General features: G+C 72.6%; 17 protein-coding genes. 8 read left to right on the forward strand and 9 right to left on the reverse strand.

The window, feature by feature from the left end:
* Positions 1-86 precede the first annotated feature (86 nt).
* Positions 87-1436: a polysaccharide lyase family 1 protein gene (locus tag ACIGDI_RS32230; RefSeq protein ID WP_399904027.1), complete on the forward strand. Its 1350-nt coding sequence runs from the start codon at positions 87-89 to the stop codon at positions 1434-1436.
* On the opposite strand, the gene ACIGDI_RS32235 is transcribed toward ACIGDI_RS32230, so the two are convergent.
* From ACIGDI_RS32235 to ACIGDI_RS32245, 3 genes are all read right to left on the reverse strand, one after another.
* Entirely contained in the window at positions 1433-1909 is a 477-nt protein-coding gene (locus ACIGDI_RS32235; RefSeq protein WP_200702586.1) for a hypothetical protein, read from the reverse strand. The genes ACIGDI_RS32230 and ACIGDI_RS32235 overlap by 4 nt on opposite strands.
* Positions 1910-1978: 69 nt before the next feature.
* Positions 1979-3697: a methionine--tRNA ligase gene (gene metG / locus ACIGDI_RS32240; RefSeq protein WP_399904030.1), complete on the reverse strand. Its 1719-nt coding sequence runs from the start codon at positions 3695-3697 to the stop codon at positions 1979-1981.
* 139 nt (positions 3698-3836) lie between these two features.
* Complete coding sequence (locus tag ACIGDI_RS32245) at positions 3837-5519, reverse strand: VWA domain-containing protein (protein ID WP_399904033.1); 1683 nt, start codon at positions 5517-5519, stop codon at positions 3837-3839.
* Positions 5520-5751: 232 nt separating this feature from the next.
* Between ACIGDI_RS32245 and ACIGDI_RS32250 the strand changes: the two genes are divergently transcribed.
* Complete coding sequence (locus ACIGDI_RS32250; RefSeq protein WP_399904036.1) at positions 5752-7812, forward strand: PhoX family protein; 2061 nt, start codon at positions 5752-5754, stop codon at positions 7810-7812.
* A 59-nt stretch (positions 7813-7871) separates the two neighbouring features.
* On the opposite strand, the gene ACIGDI_RS32255 is transcribed toward ACIGDI_RS32250, so the two are convergent.
* Positions 7872-8831, reverse strand: coding sequence for a LysR substrate-binding domain-containing protein (locus ACIGDI_RS32255; RefSeq protein WP_399904040.1), 960 nt, complete (start codon positions 8829-8831; stop codon positions 7872-7874).
* 195 nt (positions 8832-9026) lie between these two features.
* Here ACIGDI_RS32255 and snpA point away from each other — a divergent pair, with 195 nt between their 5' ends.
* Positions 9027-9683, forward strand: a complete 657-nt coding sequence (gene snpA, locus ACIGDI_RS32260; protein ID WP_399904043.1) for a snapalysin — start codon at positions 9027-9029, stop codon at positions 9681-9683.
* A gap of 94 nt (positions 9684-9777) precedes the next feature.
* Here the strand turns inward: snpA and ACIGDI_RS32265 are convergent, their stop codons facing one another.
* Together ACIGDI_RS32265 and ACIGDI_RS32270 are read right to left on the reverse strand one after the other, a co-directional pair.
* Positions 9778-10689 carry an endonuclease/exonuclease/phosphatase family protein gene (locus ACIGDI_RS32265; protein ID WP_399904558.1) on the reverse strand — a complete coding sequence of 304 codons (912 nt, stop codon included), beginning with the start codon at positions 10687-10689 and terminating at the stop codon, positions 9778-9780.
* 172 nt (positions 10690-10861) lie between these two features.
* Entirely contained in the window at positions 10862-11806 is a 945-nt protein-coding gene (locus tag ACIGDI_RS32270; protein WP_399904047.1) for a hypothetical protein, read from the reverse strand.
* Between the two features lie 177 nt (positions 11807-11983).
* Between ACIGDI_RS32270 and ACIGDI_RS32275 the strand changes: the two genes are divergently transcribed.
* A complete protein-coding gene (locus ACIGDI_RS32275; protein WP_399904050.1) occupies positions 11984-12457 on the forward strand; it encodes an SH3 domain-containing protein in 474 nt (157 codons plus the stop codon).
* Positions 12458-12509: 52 nt separating this feature from the next.
* Here ACIGDI_RS32275 and ACIGDI_RS32280 read toward each other — a convergent pair whose 3' ends face one another.
* A complete protein-coding gene (locus ACIGDI_RS32280) occupies positions 12510-12977 on the reverse strand; it encodes a hypothetical protein (RefSeq protein WP_399904052.1) in 468 nt (155 codons plus the stop codon).
* Positions 12978-13150: 173 nt separating this feature from the next.
* Here ACIGDI_RS32280 and ACIGDI_RS32285 point away from each other — a divergent pair, with 173 nt between their 5' ends.
* The 4 genes from ACIGDI_RS32285 (at position 13151) to ACIGDI_RS32300 (ending at position 18708) form a co-directional block, all read left to right on the forward strand.
* On the forward strand, positions 13151-14236 hold the full coding sequence (locus ACIGDI_RS32285) for a hypothetical protein (RefSeq protein WP_399904055.1): 1086 nt from the start codon (positions 13151-13153) through the stop codon (positions 14234-14236).
* 68 nt (positions 14237-14304) lie between these two features.
* Positions 14305-14667, forward strand: a complete 363-nt coding sequence (locus ACIGDI_RS32290) for a hypothetical protein (RefSeq protein ID WP_351466316.1) — start codon at positions 14305-14307, stop codon at positions 14665-14667.
* 4 nt (positions 14668-14671) lie between these two features.
* Complete coding sequence (locus ACIGDI_RS32295; RefSeq protein ID WP_399904058.1) at positions 14672-17341, forward strand: substrate-binding domain-containing protein; 2670 nt, start codon at positions 14672-14674, stop codon at positions 17339-17341.
* Positions 17341-18708 (forward strand): extracellular solute-binding protein, encoded by a 1368-nt coding sequence (locus ACIGDI_RS32300; RefSeq protein WP_399904061.1) that lies wholly within the window; start codon positions 17341-17343, stop codon positions 18706-18708. The genes ACIGDI_RS32295 and ACIGDI_RS32300 overlap by 1 nt, the downstream gene beginning before the upstream one ends.
* Positions 18709-18721: 13 nt before the next feature.
* On the opposite strand, the gene ACIGDI_RS32305 is transcribed toward ACIGDI_RS32300, so the two are convergent.
* Both ACIGDI_RS32305 and ACIGDI_RS32310 read right to left on the reverse strand, forming a co-directional pair.
* Positions 18722-19960 (reverse strand): amidohydrolase, encoded by a 1239-nt coding sequence (locus ACIGDI_RS32305; RefSeq protein ID WP_399904064.1) that lies wholly within the window; start codon positions 19958-19960, stop codon positions 18722-18724.
* Positions 19961-20027: 67 nt separating this feature from the next.
* Positions 20028-20780: an NPP1 family protein gene (locus ACIGDI_RS32310; RefSeq protein ID WP_399904067.1), complete on the reverse strand. Its 753-nt coding sequence runs from the start codon at positions 20778-20780 to the stop codon at positions 20028-20030.
* Between the last annotated feature and the right edge of the window lie 46 nt (positions 20781-20826).

Genomic DNA, 20826 nt, shown 5'->3' on the forward strand with positions numbered 1-20826 from the left:
TGCACCAGCGGCAACTGACGGATCGAAAGCCCCTTCGCCGGAGCTTCTCCATCCGCACAGTTCCCACCCGTACGTAAGGACGTCCCGTGGCCGCTCCCACCCACCGCCGGTCTCTTCGCAAGCGGCGTGTTCTCGTCGTGTCCGCCGCCGCTGTCGCCGCGGGTGTCGGTGCCGGTGTTCTCGTGATGAACGCGAACGCCGGGACGACGACCGTCGACCTGTACCACCAGACGCTCGCCGCCAAGGACGGCTGGGCCTCCTCCGGTACCGGTACGACCGGCGGCGCGAAGGCCGACGCCGCGCACACCTTCACCGTCTCCACCCGCGCCCAACTGGTGAAGGCCCTGGGATCCGCGTCGGACACCACCCCGCGGATCATCAAGGTCAAGGGCACCATCGACGCCAACACCGACGACTCCGGCAAGAAGCTGGCCTGCGCCGACTATGCGAAGGGCACCGGCTACTCACTGGCCGCCTATCTGAAGGCCTTCGACCCCGCCACCTACGGCCGCTCCAAGCTGCCCTCCGGCACCCAGGAGGCCGCGCGCGCCGCCGCGCAGCAGAAGCAGGCCGAGAACATCGTCTTCAAGGTGCCGGCCAACACCAGCATCGTGGGCGTGCCGGGCACCAGGGCCGGCATCACCGGCGGCATGCTGCAGATCCAGAAGGTGGACAACGTCATCGTCCGCAACCTCACCTTCTCCGCCACCCAGGACTGCTTCCCGCAGTGGGACCCGACCGACGGCGACAAGGGCAACTGGAACTCGCAGTACGACTCGGTGACCCTGCGCGGCGCCACCCACGTCTGGGCCGACCACAACACGTTCACCGACGCGCCGGGCCTCGACACCGCCGACCCCACGTACTACGGCCGCCAGTACCAGATCCACGACGGAGAGCTCGACATCACCAAGGGCTCCGACCTGGTCACCGTCGAACGCAACCGGTTCACCGACCACGACAAGACCATGCTGATCGGCAGCAGCGACACCGACAGCACCGGCAAGCTGCGCGTCTCCATCCACCACAACGTGTGGAAGGGCGTCGTGCAGCGGGCACCGCTGGCCCGGCTCGGCCAGATCCACATCTACAACAACGTGTACGACACGGCGCCCGTGAACGGCTACGACCTGCAGTACAGCATCAACTCCCGCGCCAAGGCGCAGGTCGTCGCGCAGGCCAACTACTGGAAGATCCCCTCCGGCCAGAAGGTCGCCAAGCTCGTCAGCGGTGACGGCACGGGTTCCATCGCGGGCAGCGGCAACCTGGTCAACGGCACCGCGACCGATGTCGTCGCCGCCTACAACGCCGCCAACTCCAAGAAGATCAAGACCACGGTGAACTGGACGCCGACGCTGACGGCCGGCCTGGAGACCTCGGCGAAGAACCTGCCGACCGAGCTGGCTTCCACGACCGGCGCCGGGATCCTGTCCTAGGTGTCGTAGGAGCCGTCCCACGGCGAGGAGAAGAACAGGCGGTCCGGGTAGAGCTCGGCCCAGCTGCCCTCCTCGTCCTCGCCGGTCACCAGGCCGAACACCACGTCGTCGACGGTGACCTGGAACGGCCGTATCGCGATGTCCGTGTAGGAGCGGCGGGGCAGGCTGCGCAGCAGCTTGGCCAGGTGGACGCGGGCGCGTTGGAGGACCGACGCGTCACCGTCCGGATCCTGCAACTGCTCGGCCCAGGTGCCCGCACACCAGATCTCCGAGTCGCGGTAGCGGCCCTCGAAGTCGAAGGTGTGCAGGACGGTGTAGAGACGCTTGTGCTCTTCCCAGCCGTGGTCGAGACGGAATCCGGCGGGGAAGGCGTACGTGAGCGACGCCAGGAACTGCCCCTCGGAGTACCGGCCGATGGACTCGGTCCGGCTCCTGGGCTCGTAGGCGATCGGGACGACTTCGGGCACTGCCATGGCGGAACAATACGGGGCTCGGAAAGCTGTTCGGCTTCCCGAGTCCCGTCTCCACGGTTCCTCCGCGTGTTACTGCTCCGGCTCGCCGCCGAAGCGCTCCTTGTAGGCCTGCAGGTCCTCGTCCGTGAGCTTGGCGAACAGCACCGGCGGGACCGTGAACGGGGTGCCGGCCGGGACGGCGGCGAGGGTGCGGGCCTCGGCCGGGGTGACCCAGGACGCGGTGTCGTCGGCCAGGGAGAACGCCTGGCGCATGGCGGCCGAGGTCGCCGGGATGAACGGCTCCGAGACCACCGCGTACAGGTGGATGAGGTTCATCGCCGTGCGCAGGGTGAGGGCCGCGCCCTCCTTGTCCGTCTTGATCTCCAGCCAGGGGGCCTTCTCCTCCAGGTAGGAGTTGCCGGCCGACCACAGGGCGCGCAGGGCCGCGGCGGCCTTGCGGAACTGCAGGGACTCCATGTGGGACTCGTACTCCGCGAGGAGCTCCGCGATCTGCTCGCCCAGCTTCGTCTCCGCCTCGCCCGGCTGCCCGCCCGCGGGGACCTCGTCGCCGAAGCGCTTGCGGGAGAAGGACAGGACGCGGTTGACGAAGTTGCCGAGGGTGTCGGCCAGGTCCTTGTTGACCGTGGCGGTGAAGTGCTCCCACGTGAAGGACGAGTCGTCGGACTCGGGGGCGTTGGCGATGAGGAAGTAACGCCAGTAGTCGGCGGGGAGGATCTCCAGCGCCTGGTCCGTGAAGACACCGCGCTTCTGGCTGGTGGAGAACTTCCCGCCGTAGTACGTCAGCCAGTTGAAGGCCTTGACGTAGTCGACCTTCTTCCACGGCTCGCGCACGCCCAGCTCGGTGGCCGGGAACATCACCGTGTGGAAGGGGACGTTGTCCTTGGCCATGAACTCCGTGTAGCGGACGTCGGTGTCGACGTCGTACCACCACGACTTCCAGTCGCGGTTCGCCGGGTCGAGGTCCGCCCACTCCTTCGTCGCGCCGATGTACTCGATCGGGGCGTCGAACCAGACGTAGAAGACCTTGCCCTCGGCCGCCAGCTCCGGCCAGGTGTCCGCCGGGACCGGCACGCCCCAGTCCAGGTCGCGGGTGATCGCGCGGTCGTGCAGGCCCTCGTTCAGCCACTTGCGGGCGATCGAGGAGGCGAGCTGCGGCCAGTCGTCCTCGTGGCGGGAGACCCACTCCTCGACCTCGTGCTGGAGCTTCGACTGGAGGAGGAAGAGGTGCTTGGTCTCGCGGACCTCCAGGTCGGTGGAGCCGGAGATCGCCGAGCGCGGGTTGATCAGGTCGGTCGGGTCCAGGACGCGGGTGCAGTTCTCGCACTGGTCGCCGCGGGCCTTGTCGTAGCCGCAGTGCGGGCAGGTGCCCTCGACGTAGCGGTCCGGCAGGAAGCGGCCGTCGGCGGGGCTGTACACCTGGCGGATCGCCCGCTCCTCGATGAAGCCGTTCTCGTTGAGGCGGCGGGCGAAGTGCTGGGTGATCTCCACGTTCTGCGCGCTGGAGCTGCGGCCGAAGTAGTCGAAGGCGAGCGCGAAGCCGTCGTAGACCGCCTTCTGGGCGTCGTGGGCCTGCGCGCAGAACGCGTCGACCGGGAGGCCCTGCTCCTTCGCGGCCAGCTCGGCCGGGGTGCCGTGCTCGTCCGTCGCGCAGATGTACAGGACGTCGTGGCCGCGCTGGCGGAGGTAGCGGGAGTACACGTCCGCCGGGAGCATGGACCCCACCATGTTGCCCAGGTGCTTGATTCCGTTGATGTACGGAAGGGCGCTGGTGATGAGGTGTCGAGCCATCGGGGGCTGCTCCCAGGTCGGATTTCGGGGTTCTCGGTTCTTTGCGAACCTTGAAATCGTAGCCGACACGGGTGGGCCGCCCGCTTCCCCTTTTACAGGGTGGGAAGGGGCGGCCGCTTGTCGTCCGACGGGTGCGGGGTTACGGGCGCCAGTCGATCAGTACGCCGTCGTAGAGCTCGGCGTCCGTGAGCTCCAGGGGGGTCGGGCCCGCGTGGAAGAAGGCCGTGTTGTCGGTCTTCAGCTTGCGGAGGTAGTCGAAGGCCTTGTTGTCGTGGTCGCCGAACGCGACGAAGGAGAAGAACACCTGGGGGTGGGACTTCGCGGCGTCGGTGAGCGCCTGGGTGGCGGGGGTCTTCGCGTCCGGGGCGCCGTCCGTCTGGAAGACGACCAGGGCGGGGGTGCCGGGGGTGGCGTGCTCGTCGTAGTGGGCGAGGACCGCTTCCACCGCGGCGTGGTAGCTGGTGCGGCCCATCCGGCCGAGGCCCGCGTGTGCCTCGTCGATCGCGTTCTCGGGGGAGGCGGGGGTGAGGTCGACGGTGCCGTCCACTTCCGTGGAGAAGAAGACGACGTGGACGCCGGGCGCCTCGTCCGTGAGGTGCTCTGCCAGGGCGAGGGTCTGGTCGGCGAGGGCCTGGGCGGAGCCGTCCTTGTAGTACGGGCGCATGCTCGCGGAGCGGTCGAGGACGAGGTAGAGCTTTGCTCGGGTGCCGGTGAGGTTGGCTTTCGCCAGGGCGGTGGCGGGGGCGTCGGTGTCCGCGGCGGTGTCTGCGACGGCGGGCGGGGGCGATACGGCCTCTGCTTCGCCTTCGGCGGGCTGGTCGTTCCCACCCGCACCACCCGTGACGGTCTCGTCGTCGGGTGCGGGTGCCTCCTGTGGGGCGTCCTCGCCATCGGCGGCCGCGGCGGCGTCCGTGGCGGCCGCCTCGGGTTCGGGGGCGGTCTCCTGCGGGGCCTCCGCGACCGGCTCGTCCTCGACGACGGGTTCCTCGGCGACCGGGGCTTCGGGGGTGGCCTCCGTAAGGGGCGCAGCCTCCGGCTCGGCCTCGACGACCGGGGCCTCGGTCGCGGGGGTGGCCTCCGCGACGGGCTCGGGCTTCGGCTCGGCCTCTGCGGCCGGGGCGTCGGGGGCGGCCTCCTCGGCGGCCGGCTCCTCCGTGGCCGGCTTGTTCTCGGCCTCGGTATCGGCCACCGGCTCCTCGGCCGCCGGGGGCGCGGGCTTCTGCTCCTCCGCCACCGGCTCGGGGTCGGATGCGGCAGCCTCGGGCTCGCTGTCGGTGACGGGCTCCTCCGTCACCGGGGCCTCGGCAGCGGTGGGCTCCGGCTCCTCCGTCTTGCCCTCGGGCTCGGCGTCCTCTTCCGCCTCGACCTCGGTCTTCGGCTCGTCGGCCTTCGCCTCGACCGCCTCGGCCTCAGGCTCATCGGCCTTCGCCTCGACCGGCTCGGCCTTCGGCTCGGCGGTTTCCTCCGCCGGCTCGGTCGCCGGCTCGGTCGGCTCCGGGGCAGTCGCCTCGGTCTTCGGCTCAGCCGCTTCCTCGGACGGGGCCTCGGGGGTCGGCTCCGCGACCGTCTCCGCAGCCGGGGTCGGCTCCGGCGACTCCGGCGGCTTGGGGACCGAGACGTTGTCGAAGGCCGCGGCGACGAGTTCGTGTTCGTCGTCGCGGGGAGCGTCCGGGGTCGATTCGGTGCGGGGGGACGGGAGCCGGGGGGACGCCGTCGGCTCGGGAGCCGGCTGCGTAAGGGTTCGGTCGGCACCCTCTGCTTCGGCGGCACGCCCCTTGCGTGACCTGCCGAATGCGTTTCGAAGGAGAGTGAGAATGCCCATGCGCGCAACCCTTCGCGTGAGTTGAAACCGTCAATCACTGGCCAGGACGGACACGTAAGGTTAGCGGCCCCGGATGGCGATCTTGGGGAGGGGCAGTAGACGGGGCACCCGCCTTTGTCAACGGCCCCACGGCTCACCCGCGTTCACTCCTCGTTCACCCGGTCGCAGCGTCCCCGCGCGGGTATACCCCTACCGTCACGATCACACCAAGGGATCGCAAGGGGAGAGCAAAGTGCGCAAGCTGCTGCCGATCATCTCGCATTCAGGCGGGCGGTCCGCCATGACCTGCCGGTTCCGGTGCGGTGACGCCTGTTTCCACGAGGTGCCGAACACCAGCGCCAACCCCTACGTCGGCGATGTCATCGCCGCCGCCGTCGGCCGCCGTTCGCTGGTGCGGGCCGCCGCCGTGGTGACCGTCGCGGCCGCGGCCGGCACGGCCGGTCTCGCCGGCGCCGATCCGGCCGCCGCGGGCGCGCAGCCGTACGGGAAGCCGAAACCCGGCGGCCAGGGCGCCCGCGGGCTGCGGTTCGACGCCGTCGCACCCAACACGGTCGACGCCGTCGTCGTCCCGGACGGCTACGCGCAGAACGTCGTCATCCGCTGGGGCGAGCCCATCCTGCGCGGCGCTCCCGCCTTCGACCCGGCGAACCAGACGGCAGCCGCGCAGGCCGGACAGTTCGGGTACAACAACGACTTCCTCGCCCTGCTGCCCCTTCCGGGCGAGCGGGGACGGCAGCTGCTCGTCGCCAACCACGAGTACACGGACGAGATCCTGATGTTCCGCGGCTACGACGCCGAGCGCCCGACCCGGGAGCAGGTCGAGGTCGCCTGGGCCGCGCACGGACTGTCCGCCGTCGTGGTGGAGGAGGACCGCGGCACGGGACGGCTGACCCCCGTGCCCCGGCACCACCTCAACCGGCGCGTCACCGCCACCACCGGGTTCAGGCTCACCGGGCCCGCCGCGGGCGGCCCGCTGCTCAGGACGTCCGCCGACCCGACCGGCACCAAGGTCCTCGGCACCCTCAACAACTGCTCCGGCGGGACCACCCCCTGGGGGACGACCCTGCACGGCGAGGAGAACTTCAACCAGTACTTCGCCAACGGATCGCGGGCCACGGACAAGCGGTACGGCGTCGGGACGGGGGCGACCGAGCGCAAGTGGGAGCGCTTCGACAGGCGGTTCGACCTCGCCCAGGAGCCCAACGAGGTGCACCGCTTCGGGTACGTCGTCGAGTTCGATCCGTACGACCCGGACTCCACGCCCCGCAAGCACACCGCCCTCGGCCGGTTCAAGCACGAGGCGGCGACCGTGCGGCTCACCGCCGACGGGCGGCCCGTCGTGTACTCCGGCGACGACGAGCGGTTCGACTACTTCTACAAGTTCGTCGGCAGCAAGCGCATGAGGCACGGGACGGGCCGGGCCGTGCGCGAGCACAACCTGTCGCTGCTCGACGAGGGCACGCTGTACGTCGCCCGGCTCACCGGTGACTCCCCCGCCGTCGAGATCGACGGCAGCGGGAAGCTGCCCACCGACGGCGAGTTCGACGGCGGCGGCCAGTGGATCCCGCTCGCCACCGCCACCGCCACCGCCGACGGCGCCGTCTCGCACGTCGAGGGCATGTCGGCCGACGAGGTGTTCGTCTTCACCCGGCTCGCGGGGGACAAGGTCGGCGCCACCAAGATGGACCGGCCGGAGGACATCCAGCCCTCCCCGCACACCGGCAAGGTGTACGTCGCCCTCACCAACAACGGCAACCGCGGAATCGGCGCGAACGCGAAGGCCGACGAGGCCAACCCGCGCAACGCCAACAAGCACGGGCACGTTCTTGAGCTGACCGAGCGGCACAACCGGCCCGAGAGCACGGAGTTCGCCTGGTCGCTCTTTCTCGTCGCCGGTGATCCCGATGATCCCGCCACCTACTTCGCCGGGTTCCCCAAGGACGCCGTCAGCCCGATCTCCTGCCCGGACAACGTCGCCTTCGACCCGCACGGCAACCTCTGGATCTCCACCGACGGTAACCAACTCGGCTCCCACGACGGACTGTTCGGCGTCGCCACCTGCGGCGAGCGGCGGGGCGAGCTGAAGCAGTTCCTCACCGTGCCGACCGGTGCGGAGACCTGCGGGCCGGTGATCCAGCGGCGGCGCGTGCTCGTCGCCGTACAGCATCCGGGCGAGATCGACGGGGCGTCCGTGGAGAAGCCCGCGAGCACCTGGCCCGACGGGCCCGGGAGGATCACCCGGCCGGCCGTGGTCGCCGTATGGCGTCGGGACGGTCGCGACATCGGCGTCTGAGGGGACTGGGGGACTGGGGGACTGGGGCGCCTGAGGCTTCGCGTGCGGCCGGAAGTCGTCTACGGGAGAGCGGGAACCGGAGTGCGAGGGGGCGGTGTGCTCCCCGCACCCTCCAGTTCCAGCCAGTCCCGGTACGCCGGCGCCAGTCTCGCCGCCTCCCGGTACGCCTCCTCCAGCGCGGGCAGCGCGCCGTCGAGGTCCGTCTCCGTGCGGGCCGCGAGGAGCAGCCGTACACCGAGGGGGTCGCCGTGCAGGCGGCGCACCGACATGTCCGGGCGGGAGAGCGCGGTCGGCTGGCAGACGGTGACCACCTCGCCGGTCGCCACCAGGGCGGCCGCCGTGTGGTAGTCGCCGTGCAGGACGTGCGGGCTGATGCCGGCCGCGCGGAACATGCGCTGCACGGCCTCCCACTCGCCGTCCACCGTGGGATCGATCATCCAGCGGTCGCCGGCCAGTTCGCGGACGTGGACGGCCGGGCGGGCGGCGGCCGGGTGGTCGACGGGCAGCAGGACGAACTGCGGTTCGCGGTCCATCAGGACGCGTACGCGCAGTCCTTCGGGGACGCGCAGCGGGCTGCCCTCGACCTCGTGCACGAAGGCGACGTCGAGCTGGCCGTCGGCGACCATGCGCAGCAGGGCGTTCGGCGAGACGTTCATGTGCAGGGTCGGTTCCTGGCCGCGGGCGCGGAGCCGGCGCAGCCAGCCCGCCAGGGCCTTGCTCGCGGTGGAGCCGACGCGGAACTCCTGGCCGCCGGTCGCCGCCGCCCTCGCCTCGGTGACCAGCGAGCGCATCTCCGCCACCAGCGGGCGGGCGCGGCTGAGCACCAGGCTGCCCAGCGGGGTGGGCCGGCAGCCGGTGCGGGCGCGGACGAACAGGGTGCCGCCCAGCTCCTGCTCGATGCGGCGCAGTTGGGTGCTCAACGACGGCTGAGCGACGCCCAGTTGGCGCGCGGCGCGGTGCAGACTGCCGGTGTCGGCTATGGCGCACAGCGCCCGGAGGTGTCTCACCTCAAGCTCCATGCCCTCGGAGCGTAAAGCGGAATCAAAGGTTTCACCAGACGCACAAATCCCGCCGTGCACAGGCGAATCGGGCCCGGACCGGGGCGGTGACACGGCCGGTGATACGGCCGTGCTATCGCCGGTTGCCATCATCACAGCCGCCCCACAGGCGCCGACACTCACATCGACGACTCACCCCCCACCAAGGAGTCCTCGATGCATTCGTCATTCTCCCGTACGGCGGCCGCGGCCGTCGTCGGCCTCGCGGTCCTCGGTCTCGGTACGGCGGTTCCGGCCACCGCCGCGCCGGCTCCCGCCCCGTACTCCGGCTACACCGGTTCTCCCGTCGAAGCCAAGGCGAACCGGGCCTTCTTCGACGCCGTCCTGAAGTCGGTCGCGGAGAAGCGCGCCGCCCATCCGGACAGCGCCGCCGCCGTCACCGTCGTCTACGACGCCTCCCGCGCGCCGACGTTCAGCGCGCAGATATCCCGCAGCGCGCAGATCTGGAACAGCGCCGTGTCGAACGTGAAGCTGCAGTCGGGCTCGTCCTCGAACGCCGACTTCAGCTACCGCGAGGGCAACGACTCCCGAGGCTCGTACGCCTCCACCGACGGGCACGGCAGCGGCTACGTCTTCCTCGACTACGCGCAGAACCGGCAGTACGACTCCACGCGCGTGACCGCCCACGAGACGGGCCATGTCCTGGGGCTGCCGGACCACTACTCGGGCCCGTGCAGCGAGTTGATGTCGGGCGGCGGTCCGGGGCCGTCGTGCACCAATTCCCAGCCCGACGCCAACGAGCGGGCCCGCGTGAACCAGTTGTGGGCGAACGGCCTCGCCGCCGCCCTCGACAAGGCCCTGAGCAAGAGCTGACCCCCTCGAGACCTGACCCCACCCCCCACACGGTGCGGGCCGCCTTTCCTGCACGAGGCGGCCCGCACCCGTCTGTGTCCACCCGGGGCCGGCCTCATCCGCGCCGGTGCAGGGTGATGTCCACGAGCAGCGCGCGATGGTCGGTGCCGGCGAGGTCCAGGAAGCGGGCGCTGTTCGCGGAGAAGTCCTCCGACACGAGCACGTGGTCGATCTGGGCGCCGAAGACGGGGGTCGTGCGCGACGGCCAGCTCGGTGTGCGGTCGTGGTCGGCGAGCCGGGCCGTGTCGCGCAGGCCGGTGTCGAGGATGCGGCGGAAGGCGGCGTGGTCCTGGGAGGCGTTGAAGTCGCCGGCCAGGATCATCGGCGTATCGGCGCGGGCTGCGGCGGCCGACCGCAGCCGGCCGAGCTCACGGCGCCACACCCCGACCTGCCCGGGCAGCGGGGGCATGGGGTGCGCGAGCTGGAGCCGTACGTCGTGCCCGCGTACGTCGGCGACGGCGCCGGGCATGCCCATCTCGCCGTTCACCCCGTCCGTGCCGGTGAGGGGCAGCCGGCTCAGGACCACCGACCCCTGGGAGCCGCCGGCGACGACGGCCTGCCGGTACGGGTACGCGGTGCCGAACTCCCGCCGGAGCGTGGCCTGGCAGGTGTACTCGCACTCCTCGACGAACACGATGTCCGGCCTGTGCCGCCGGATCTCGGGGACCAGGGCGGCCGTGCCCCGCCCGAACTCGACGTTCGACGTCAGCACCCTGAGCTCGGCGAGGGGGGTGCCGCCGGGTTCGTCGACCTTGCCGTACGGCTCGATGAACCAGGCCAGGAACGCGAGGACGAGCAGCGCCCACACCATGCCCGGCCGCCAGCGGGCGAGCAGGGCGAGGAGGAGGGCGAGCGCGGTGGGGACGAGCAGCCAGGGCAGGAAGGCGAGGAGCTGGGTGACGGGGGTGAGGGCGTCGGTGTCGGCGGCGCGGCAGGCGACGACGGTGCTGGTGCTCGCCAGCAGCAGACCCGCGCACCAGGCACCGAGCCTCCTGGCGGGGCCCCGGCGTCGGTACGGCCGTTGCCGGGGGCTGCCGCCCCCAGGCCCCCGCTTCGGCCCTGAACGGGCCTCGTCCTCAAACGCGGGACGGGCTGGATGATCCACGCGTCCCGAGCCTACGCTTTCGCGCTCATTTCCGTCAGGGACGGGCGATCGGCTGGGCTTCGGTCGGTGACGCGATGGTCACGCTCAGGTCGGGGAGTCGTGGGCCGGCCTCCGGCGTACCGGGTCTGCGCGGGCGTGTGGGCAGGTGGCGGCTGAGGCGGGCGGCCAGGGCCACCGCCAGGCCGAGGGTGACCAGCAGCCAGGACGCCTCGCGCAGCGTGGTGGTGAGGGCGTCGTAGACCGCGCCAGCGGCCGGGCGGTGGGCCGCCTCGGGCAGGTCGGCGAGGGTGAGACGGCGGCCGACGGCGACGGCGAGGGCGAGGCACGCGCCGCCGAGCGCGGTGCCGAGGCCGGTCGCGGTCAGTGCGCGGCGGCGGCACGCGGCCACCGCGAGACCGGCGACGGCGAAGACCACGGCCGCCAAGGGGAGCCAGAAACCGGCGACTTCCAGCACGTGGAACCCTTTCCGGAGCCGGTCCAGGTCCTGGGCCGGGAGGACGTCGACCGCCGTGTGCTCGACCGGGATGCGGGCGGCGAGCGGCATGTGCTGGTCGGTGAGGCGGCGCTTGACCTGGGCGGTGACCGGCGCGAGGTCGACCCGTACCGCGCGCTCGCGGTCGTCGCGCAGGGCGTGCAGGACGGCGTCGTGCAGCGCGCGGTTGGCGGTGTCCCAGGCCGCGCGGAAGGTCTCGGTGCGGGTGAAGGAGCGGACCGCGTCGTGCACGTAGGGGCCCACGGCGGAGCGCATCGGGCGGACCTCGGGGCGGTCCCCGACCTCGTCCATGACCTGGGCGCCCACGGTGTCCGCGACGGCGCCCTGCACCGCGGGGTCCCCGGCGAGCGGCGCCATCGTGCTGACGTAGCGGCCCGTGTCGGCGAGGTCGTACGCCGCCCAGGCCGCCAGCGCGCCGCACGGCGCGAGGAGGCAGGCGAGGGCGATGAGAGCGGCCGACAGGGCGCTCCTGAGGCGTATGGACACCCTCTCAGGCAAGGTCCTGCGGGCGGGGCGCGCGAGCGGTGCTCCTGCATACGGGTGCATCCGCGCGCCCAACGGGCGCTGTGCCAGGGAAAGCAGGCCGGAACTGGGGGTTCCGCTCTCCGGTGGAGGGTTCACCCGAACGGGTGTCTCATGGTGCAGGGGAGAAGGAGGCCGATCATGCGCACCACTCCGGCCCTGAGGACCCTCACCGCTGCCCTGTTCGCCGGTGGCACCCTCGTCGCAGCGGCGGCGGGCACGTCAGCGGCGGCCCAGCCCTCCCACCCTGGAGGCAGCGGCGGTCCGATCTGGGGCACCGTAGTCTCCCGCACCGCGCTGAACGTCCGGGCAAGACCCACCGTCGACTCACCGGTCGTCGACCGGCTCTTGCCGGGCAGCCAGGACCGCGTCCAGTGCATGGTCCGCGGGCAGAGCGTCGACCGCAATCCGTACTGGTACTGGCTCGTCGGCGCCCAGGGCTGGGCCAGCGCCGAGTTCGTCGACACCGGCGGCCGCTGGGTGCCGACCTGCGCGGACCCCTGTCCGCGGTGGCGGGACGGCAACTGGACCAACGCCGACTGGAACGACCCGAGCTGGGGCGGGACATGGGCGGTGACCACCAGCGTCACCGTCACCGTGACCACCGGAAGGTGAGGGAGCGGGTGGGCCCCGGCCGTCACGGCCGGGGCCCACCCGTGCCCGCACGTCAGCGGATGCGGTGCCCCTCGGCGTCCTCACGCGTGTAGTAGCGGTAGAAGAACACCAGGAAGACGGCCGCCGTCACCCCGACGCCCAGCGCCACCGACCGCAGCACGGAGTCCCCGGTCTGGCTGTAGAGGAAGCCGACCGCCGCGCCGGCGAAGGCCGACTTCACCAGCGAGTGCAACTCCCGCTTCAGCAGCGGTGCGAAGGTCGCGACGGCGATGCACAGCACGATGAACACGGCCGCGGTGACGAAGCCGAACAGGATGTTCCAGCCCGTGATCTCGCCGCCGTGACGGCGGTTGGAGGCCGCCCAGAACCCGTACACGAGTCCGAGGACCACGGGGATCCCGTACCGGCCCACGGTGTGCACACGCTCGTCGAACAGGTCGGGTGTGCGGGTGGGCCGGGCGGACCGGTTGGCCCGGACCTTCTCCATCATTCCGCCGTGCGGGGGTGCCGCATGAGCCATGAGAGCACTCCTCTCTCTCCTCGCCCCTGCCTTCCAGGGCACACCTGTGCGAGGGCCCTGGCAAGTCGGCGGGAGGGGAGGAAGCGGACGTTCGCGGTCCTGCCGTGCCTGCTTAGCAGTCGCAGCGGTTACGGTGCTGACGTACGTGATCGACGGGGGATGGGGAGGGAACGATGCCCGGAACCGTGCTGCTGCTCGCCGCCGCCCCGGCGGGCAAGGGGTGCCTGGTGGACGCGGCGTCCGTGCTTCCCGTCCTCGCGGCCGTCCCGCCCGCCGTACTGTCCGGCACCGACACCGCGAACGTCGTCGAGCTCGCCGACCCGCTGGAACCGCAGGCCGTGCTGACGCGGCTGCGCGCCGCCGCGGGCGCACCCGGCCCGCTCACCGTCTTCGTCACCGGTCAGCTCCAGCTCGACCGCCGGCAGCGGCTGCCGCACCTGGCGCTGGCCCGCACCACCCCCTCCACCGTCCGCTACACCGGGCTCCCCTGGCACTGGCTCAAGGAGGAGCTGCGGCTGCGCCCGCCCGGTTCGACGACGCTCTTCGCCGACCTGCACGCCGACGCCGAGACCTGGGAGTGGCTGGCCGCGAACCGTCTCGACTCCGGCCACAACAACGCGGTCTACGGCCGTGTCGCACCGGGCGCGGCCCGGCGGGCGGTGGCGGTGCCGACGTACATGAGGGCCGTGGCGACCATCCTGCGCAGCGGATGGCGGCCGCCGGTGGAGCAGTTGCACCAGCAGGCCCTCGCGCGGATCGCCGAGGAGGGCCCCGGCATCGTGCTGACGGCCGCGCGGCAACCGGCCGTCGGCGTCCCTCCGGCCCCCTTGACCAGGCCGGACCCGCACGCCGCCATCACCGCCGCCGTCCAGGCCGGCCGGCACCCCGAGGCCGACTCCCTCGCCGCCGGCCACGAGCGGGCCGCCGTACAGGCCCACGGAGCCGGCTCCGAACAGGCCCTGCACTGGGCCGAGGTGCGCGCCGATCTGGCCATGCTGGCCGGGGATCCGGTGCGCAGCTGCCGGGCCTGGATGCTGGTGGCGCTGGCCCGGCTGTCGGCCGGGCAGCCCGTGGACGCGCCCGCGGTCGAGGCGGCCGTGGACCGGGCGCACCACCAGTGGGGGCAGATCCGCGACGCGGAGGAGGCGCGGCGGACCGGGCCCGCGCTGGCCGACCTGCGCGCCCGGGTGCCGGGGCGGCGGCAGGGCGCGCTGGACCATGTCCGGCGGCAGCTGCGGCAGTTGCAGACGCAGAGCTGACAACTCACTTGCGACGCACGGTGACAGCCCCTCCCCTCTGAGCAACCGTGGTGCCATGATGGTGAGTCATGGCTGAGGGGGATGGAGTGGCCGACCAGGAGATACGCGTACGCCTGGACCGCACCGCCGGTGACCGGGACGTCGTGGCGCTGCGGCAGTGGCTGGAGCGGGAGGAACCGCTCGCCGAACGGCTGCGGCGCGGCGAGTTGCAGATAGAACTGCGCGACCGCAGGAACGAGGACCCCGGCACGCCGATGGGCTTCGGCACGGAGGTCGTCGTCGTGCTGATCGGCGGGGCCGCCTCCGCCGCCTTCAAGGAACTGATGGTGGCGGTGCGGCTCGCGGTCGTGGCCTGGCAGGAGAACCGGCGCAGCGTCGAGGCCGGCGATCCGCCCGAGGCCCAGGTCGGCGGTGCGGCCGACGACAGGTAGTGCCGTGAACCGCGTGGACCCGCGTGGCAAGGCCAACCGGGCACTGCTGGTCGGCGTCAGCGAGTATGACCACGTCCGACCGCCGCACGGCGTACCCGGGCCGCTGCCGGCGGTGGCGCACAACCTGACCCTGCTCCAGGAGGCGCTGCGGGACGGGCAGGTCTTCGGCGCCGACCAGGTCACCGCCCTGGCCTCGCCCGACGTGGGCACCTTCCACAACGCCCTGCGCGGGGCCGCGAACGGCGCCGAGGGCCTGCTGCTGGTGTACTTCGCCGGGCACGCGGCGGTGCCCAGCGCCGCCGAACCGCTGTTCCTGCAACTGCGCGGGGCGGAGGTCTACCGCGGCGAGGCGTCGGTCTTCCCCGGCGCCGAGACCTTCGACACGGTCCTGGGCATGCTGGCCGCCAGCCGGGCCGAGCGGATCGTGGTGATCCTCGACTGCTGCTACGCGGGCAACGCCTCCCACGTCTGGGAGCAGTGGGAGCCCTTCGAGGACCGCCGGCGCGTGCTGCTGCTGATGAGCGTGCAGCCCAACCACCGCATCGACGCGGGCGACGACACCACGCCGACCCCGTTCACCGCCGAACTCGTGCACCTCCTCGGCCGGGAGGGCGAGGTCGGGTTCGGCCGGCTCGCCGCCGACTTACGCGCCCGGATGGAGGCCCTTGACCTGCGGACCCTGCGCGACAGACCGTGGCGCCCGTTCAGCAGGATGGAGGCCGAGGCGGACGTACTGCTGTCGGCGCGGGGTGTCCCCCCGGAGCCGCCCCGCACCCGGCCGACGCTGCCGATCACGATCCGGCCCGGCGCCCCGACGTCGTCCACCGACAGCCCCGGGCCCTCCGACGACCAGTCCCGGCTGCCGCCCGCCCGCCGCCCGACGCTCCCCCACCGCGTCCGCAACGCCCTCACCGTCCCGCTCGCCGCGCTCCGCGCACGGGCCGGGCGCGGTGCCGACCGGTTCAGGAAGCTGTCCCGCCCCGCCCGTATCGGCGTAGTCCTCGCCCTGGCCCTCGCCGTCCTGGGCGCCGGCTCCATCGGCGTCTCCGCCCTGCTGCGCGGCTCCGCCTCCTGCGCCCCGCCGCTGGAACTGCGGGTCCTGACCGACCCCGACCTGGAGCCGACGGTCACCGCGGCGGCCGACGCCTATCTCACCTCGGACGCGAACACCGACGGCCACGGCTGCCGGCGCAGCCGGATCACCGTCTACGGCGCGGGCGCGGCCGACGCGGTCACCGCGCTCAGGCGGCAGACCGAGGACTGGCGGGAGCCGAACGACCCGGACGTCAACCCGCAGCGGGACGTCGGGCCGCAGCCGGACGTGTGGATCCCCGCCACACCCGCCGACGTCGACCGCGTCAAGGACGGCCAGGACACCGCGGCCGTGGCCCACCTGGTGGCGGCCGGCAGGCCGCTCGCCTACTCGCCGGTCGTGCTCGCCGTCCCGGACACCGTCACCGGCGCCGGGCCGCGCACCGGGCGGCCGCTGTCGGCGATGCTGGCCGCCCTGACCGCGCGGACCGCCGACTTCCGGGTGCGCCGGCCCGACCCCGAGTACGCCGACGCCGCGCTGCTGGCCACGACGGGCCTGTACGGCACCGGCACCGCGAAGCCGACCGACCCCGGCCGCGCCGAACGCCTGGTCTCCCAGGCGGGGCCGCCCTCCCGGACCGCCGCCGACCTGATGTGCGCGCTGCCCGAGGACCCGTCGTCGGACGCCGGCACCGCCGCCCTCGTACCGGAGTTCCTGCTGAGGACCGGCGTCGGCTGCGACCGAACGACCCGCGAGCGGCGCACCGCCCGGTACCCGGACGACGTGCCCGGCGTCGAGCCCACCTTCGTGCGGGTGCGCTGGGACCACGGCGACCGGGACGGCGCCGCCCGCGACAGGGCCGCGGAGGCGTTCGGCACCTGGCTGGCCGGCTCCGGCGGGCGGGCGGTGTTCGCGCGCGACGGGTTCCGGGACACCGGCCACCGGGCGCTGCTGGACGACGAGGACGCGGCCGACGGAGTGCTGCACGCCCCGTCCCCGCGCACCGAGGGCGCCGCGAGCGGTGCGCTGGACAAGGCGCTGAAGCAGTACCGGGGCGCCAACGGGGCCGGCCGGGTGCTCTACCTGCTCGACAACTCCGGTTCCATGGGCGGGCTGTGGGACGGGCCCAGCGGCGGGCCCGGACTGCTGAGGCAGTCGCTCGGCGGCCTCGGGTCCGGCGACGAGTTCGGCATATGGACGGTGTCGGGACTGGGCGAGCGGCCGTACGCGACGCTCCTGCCCTTCGACCACCACACGCGCAAGGAAGCCGAACAGGCCGTCGACAGAGCGAGGTTCCGGGACGCCGAGGCCGACCCGCCCGCCGCCCTGACCGCCGCCCTCGACGAGATGCACCGCCGCGGCACCGACGACCACCGCCCCGAGCTGATCGTGTACATCACCGACGACGAGGACGACGGCCGGCTGACCGGCGCCGCCCTCGACGACGTGCTGAACAAGGCCCGCGCCGGCAAGGGGCGGGTGCCGGTGACCATGGTGTCCCTGGTGAGCGGCGGCTGCGACCGCGGCAGGCCGGACGCCCTCGTCTCCGCGGCGAGCGGCGGCCGTTGCCTGGACGCCGACGACGACCTGGGCACGGGCCTGACCGACGAGGTCGCCCGCACCGGAACGGGGGAGGACTGATGGTCCTACGGCGCCTGGCGGCCGCGGCCGCCCTGCTGCTGCTCGCCGCCTGCACCAACGCGACGGGACACACCGACGCGTCCTCCTCCCCGGAGGTGCCCGGCGAGATCGTCATCGCCAGCGGCCGGGACGTCACCGGCAAGAACGGCATTCGCGAGCAGCTCATCGACGCCTGGAACCGGCAGCAGGACAAGGCGAACACCGGCTACCACGCCCGCCTGGTCGAACTCTCCGGCAGCGCGGACGAACAGCGCAGCCAGCTGCTCGGCGCCCTGCAGTCCGGCAGCGCCTCGTACGACGTGGTGAACCTGGACGTCACCTGGGTGCCGGAGTTCGCCGCCGCCCACCTCGTGCGCCCGCTGCCCGGCTCGCTGATCCCGGACGACGTCATCGACTCCGTCGCCAGCACGGCCCGCTGGGACGGCAAGGTGTACGCGGTGCCGTTCAACAGCGACGTCGGGCTGCTCTTCTACCGGCGCGACTGGCTGCGGAAGGCGGGCGTCCGGGAGACCGACCTGAGCGCGAAGGACACGTCCTGGACGGACATCGACGCGCTGATCGGCGACGTGGACGACCTGGCCCCCGAGGGCTACCGGAGGGGCTGGACCACACAGTTGGCCGGCTACGAGGGCCGTACCGTCAACGCGATCGAGGCGTTCGAGACGGAGGTGCCCGAACTGAAGCTCACCGACGCCGAGGGCCATTACGACGCCGACGTCGACGATCTGGCGCGGGGCATCGCGGAGCTGCGCCGGCGCACCGCCACGCCCTACCTCCTCCCCGCCGCCGTGCACTCCGACGAGCCCGCATCGATGAGCGACTTCGCGGACGGCCGGACCGCCTTCCTGCGCTTCTGGCCCTACGGCTACCGCAGCCTGTTCCAGACCTTCACCGAGAAACAGCTGGGCGTGGCCCCGCTGCCGGGCGCCGCGGTGCTGGGCGGGCAGAACCTGGCGGTGACCGCCTCGTCCCCGCGGGCGCACAAGGCGGCCGAGCTGATCTCCTACCTGACCAGCGCCGAGAGCGAACGCTGCCTGCTCGACGCGGGGTTCGCGGCCACCCGCACCTCCGCCTACCGGGATCGCCGCCTGCGCTGCACCACGGGCACCGCGGCGCCGTCCGCCTCACCCACCGGCGAGCGCACCGACCCGATGCCCCGCGACGCGGACGGCCGCCCCGGATACGCCCGCAAGATCCTGCTGCCCGCCCTGCAGAGGGCCGTCCAGCGCCCCCGCACGCCCCTCTACGGCGCCTTCACCCAGACCTTCATCGCCCAGCTCGACGCCCTGTTCGGCGACAGCCCGCCGACCGACGAGAAACTGGCGAGCACCCTCGACCGGGCCCTGCGCAAGGCCCTGCCGGACTAGGGTCCCCGGACCCTCATCCCTCGAGGCAGGCCAGCGCGCCCGACACCAATGTGCGTACGCCCGGGGCGACGGTGGCGAGGTCGGGGGCGAAGTGGGGACTGTGGTTGCTGGGGACCGCCAGGAACTTCTCCATCAGGTCCGCACCCTCGGCCGCCTCCCACACATCCGCCCGGGTCGTCGTGACGAACCAGTACGAGTACGGGATACCGCCCTGCGCCAGGTGCGAGAAGTCCTCGCTGCCCATCACCGGCCCGAAGTCGAGGACCGTCCCGGCCCCGAGCACCTCCTCGTGCACGGCCGCGACCCGGCGGTCGGTGTCCGCGTCGTTGACGGTGACCGGGAAGGTCGCGCCCACCGTGATCTCCGGCTCCCGCGGGCACCCGGCGGCGAGCGCCTCGCCGGCCGCGATACGGCGGATCGCCGCGAGCATCCGCGCCCGCACCTCCTCGGACTGGGTGCGCAGGTTCAGGGCGATGCGCGCCTCGGACGGGATGATGTTGTGCCGGGTGCCCGCCTCGATCCGGCCCACGGTCAGCACGGCCGACTCCTTCGCCGGGATCTCGCGGGAGACCACGGTCTGCAGCCGGGTGACGAGGTGGGCGGCCGTGACGACGGGGTCGACGGTCGTCTCGGGCCGCGAACCGTGCCCGCCCCGCCCGTGCACGACGATGTCGACGTCCGTCGACGCCGACATGATCAGGCCCGGGGAGTGGGCGTAGAACCCGACCGGGCCCGGCGCCGCGTGCTGCCCGAGCAGCACGTCCGGCCGCGGGAACCGCTCGTAGAGACCGTCCGCGACCATCCGCTCGGCTCCCTGCCCGGACTCCTCGGCGGGCTGGCCCACCACCAGCAGGGTGCCGTTCCAGGTCTCCCGCCCCGCCGCCAGCGCCCGGGCCGCGCCCGCGAGCCAGGTGACGTGCAGGTCGTGCCCGCAGGCGTGCATCACGCCGGGGGTCTCGGAGGCGTACGGCAGCCCGGTGTCCTCCACGACCGGCAGCGCGTCCATGTCGGCGCGCAGCAGCACGGTCGGCCCGTCGCCGTTGCGCAGCAGCCCGGCGACGCCGGTGCCGCCGATGCCCTCCGCGGTCTCGTAGCCCGCCTCGCGCAGCTGCTCGGCGAGCCGTCCTGCCGTGCGGTGCTCCCGCAACGAGAGCTCGGGGTGGCGGTGCAGGTCCCGGTAGAGGTCCTCCAGGGCGGTCACCGGCAGGTCGGCGGTCAGGTCGAGGGCGGTGCGCGCGGCGGCAGAGGTCATCCCCGCAGCGTACGCAAAGCGGCCGCCGACGGCAGGGGAAGCCTCCGTCGCCGGCCGCGGCCGCGCGTCAGGCGTACGGGTCGAAGGTGATGCCGCTCGGCTTGGCCTTGTTCAGGTGGTCGGAGAACTTGGAGTCCTGCAGCGGGAGGTTCGCGCTGCCCCAGTCGGAACCGTTGAGGATCGTCCGCAGGTTGGACGCCATGTCGTCCCAGGTGAGCAGGTTCTCCTGGTGCCAGGCGCCGGTGTCGTTCTCCGCGGTCTCGCCCCACTTGGCGAAGCGGAAGGCGTGGGTGCTCGCGCCGTCCTTGTGGTAGACGACCTGCACGCGCTGTCCGCTCATCGGCACGTTCGCGACCGGCTCGGTGTCAAAACCGCCGTGGGCGGAGGCCGACAGGTACGACGGGGTGGCCGCGCCCTCCTTGACCCAGACGACGATGCACTCCCAGTCGTGGCGGTGGCCGATGCCGGGCGAGGCCTCGTCCTTCTCGAAGTAGCTCGCGTAGACGATTCCGCACCAGCCGTTGTTGCACTTGGCCCGCGAGTAGGTGTTCGCGTGGTTCAGGTGCCCGCTGCGGCACTCACCGGTGATGGAACCGGTCGGCTTGAGGCCGCCGTTGAGGTTGCCGCCCGGGTCGATCGCGGCGGCCGGGTAGCAGCTCTCGGTGTCGTAGTCGTAGAGGGGCTCGAAGTTCTTCTGGAACGCGGTCGCGTTCTCGGGCAGGTTCTGCAGCACGCCCGCGGAGGCGCTGCCGGCGAGGGCGACGGCGAGGACCGCGGCGCTGCCCGCGACGGCCGCGGAACGGGCGAGGCGGTGGGGCATGGGGGGCTCCAGTCGACGAACGGGCTCGTCCCGGACATGACATCCG

It is taken from the genome of Streptomyces sp. NPDC085900, assembly GCF_044540925.1.
In the GTDB taxonomy this organism is placed as follows: domain Bacteria; phylum Actinomycetota; class Actinomycetes; order Streptomycetales; family Streptomycetaceae; genus Streptomyces; species Streptomyces gilvifuscus.